The organism is Mesorhizobium sp. M7D.F.Ca.US.004.03.1.1 (assembly GCF_003998635.1).
In the GTDB taxonomy this organism is placed as follows: Bacteria; Pseudomonadota; Alphaproteobacteria; order Rhizobiales; family Rhizobiaceae; genus Mesorhizobium; species Mesorhizobium loti.
Genome location: NZ_RZQG01001275.1, coordinates 1 through 1299, shown reverse-complemented (window position 1 = coordinate 1299; position 1299 = coordinate 1). Strand labels below are relative to the sequence as shown.

Genomic DNA, 1299 nt, shown 5'->3' with positions numbered 1-1299 from the left:
GTTCTGGAGTGCTGGGATCAACCCAGCCCATTTAAAGTAGCGTTGCGTTTGATGCATTGGATCGCGATCCGCTTCGCTCGCCATGACTTCCTCCCAATGATACTGCCATGCAATCCATCAGGTTGTGGACCCGTCAATGGGCGGCAGGTTGGAACAGTTCGATCACGTTGCCGGACAGGCCCTCTAGCAAGATCTGCGAGCCAGCAATGCCTCTGATGATGACCTCGTTGCGGAATGGCAGCCCGGCACCTTTCAGCCGCTCGACTTCCCCTTTCAGATCTTCGACATGCAGCAGGATGCGGTTCCATCCGCCGGGCACCGGACGGCGACGGTCCGGACGCCGCGCTCCGGAACTTGCGATCCCGCTCAACAGCAGCCGCAGGGGACCACGGGCCACTGATGCAAAGGCCGTCCGTGCGTCCTGCTCGATAGTGAACCAAAGGCGCCGTGTGTAGAAGTCGACGGAGATTGCGACATCCTCGACAATGTACCGAACACTGGCTGGCGTCATTATGATGACCTTTCAAAGGCCACCAGGCCAATTCTAACAGAGGCAACTTCCCATGAGCAACGCCACCGACCAACATACAACGGCGGGGGTGCAAGCGCCGAAGCGCGGGTCCGCTGGGGAAGTCTTCCTCGTGTTCCTGAGGCTTGGGCTGACCTCGTTTGGCGGGCCTATCGCGCATCTCGGTTACTATCGCAGCGAACTGGTGTTGCGTCGCAAATGGCTAGATGAGCAAGCGTATGGCGATCTCGTTGCCCTTTGCCAATTCCTTCCCGGTCCGGCGTCCAGCCAGGTGGCCTTCGCCCTCGGCGTCTTCAGAGGTGGTGGCCTGGCAGGTGGCCTTGCCGCATGGCTCGCCTTTACCTTGCCCTCGGCACTGATCCTTGTGGCGTTCGCGTTCGGTGCGGCAGCGTTTCGTGGCCTGATCGCAGACGGCGTATTTTACGGGCTCAAGCTCGTGGCCGTTTGCGTGGTGGCACAAGCAATCTGGGGCATGGCGCGAACGCTGACGCCGGACAAGGAACGCGCCGCCATTGCGCTCCTCGCGATTGCGGTTGTCGTCGGCTTCGGCGGATCGTTCGGGCAAATCGCTTCAATCGTCCTTGGGACCCTCGCCGGGTTGTGGCTTTGCCGCGACGAGGGGACCTCGGTGCCCGGACATTTGAGTTTTCCCGTATCGGCCCGCAGCGGCGCTGTTTCGCTCGCACTGTTCACTGCCCTCCTTATTTTTCCGTCGCTGGTGGAAAGGGCTACAGGAAGTCACGCTGTTGGCCTCTTTGACGCCTTTTACC

2 protein-coding genes are annotated in these 1299 nt (G+C 60.6%); one reads left to right on the top strand and one right to left on the bottom strand.

Features of this window, described 5'->3' with window-relative positions; translation table 11 throughout:
- Positions 1-133: 133 nt before the first annotated feature.
- Complete coding sequence (locus tag EN935_RS36275; protein ID WP_127265847.1) at positions 134-511, bottom strand: VOC family protein; 378 nt, start codon at positions 509-511, stop codon at positions 134-136.
- A gap of 52 nt (positions 512-563) precedes the next feature.
- Here EN935_RS36275 and EN935_RS36270 point away from each other — a divergent pair.
- Positions 564-1299: chromate transporter (locus EN935_RS36270; RefSeq protein ID WP_164771698.1), on the top strand; the 736-nt coding region annotated here is incomplete at its 3' end.

Coding starts and splice junctions, on each gene's coding strand:
- EN935_RS36275 (WP_127265847.1), bottom strand. CDS start 511: ATGACGCCAGCCAGTGTTCGGTACATTGTCGAGGATGTCGCAATCTCC.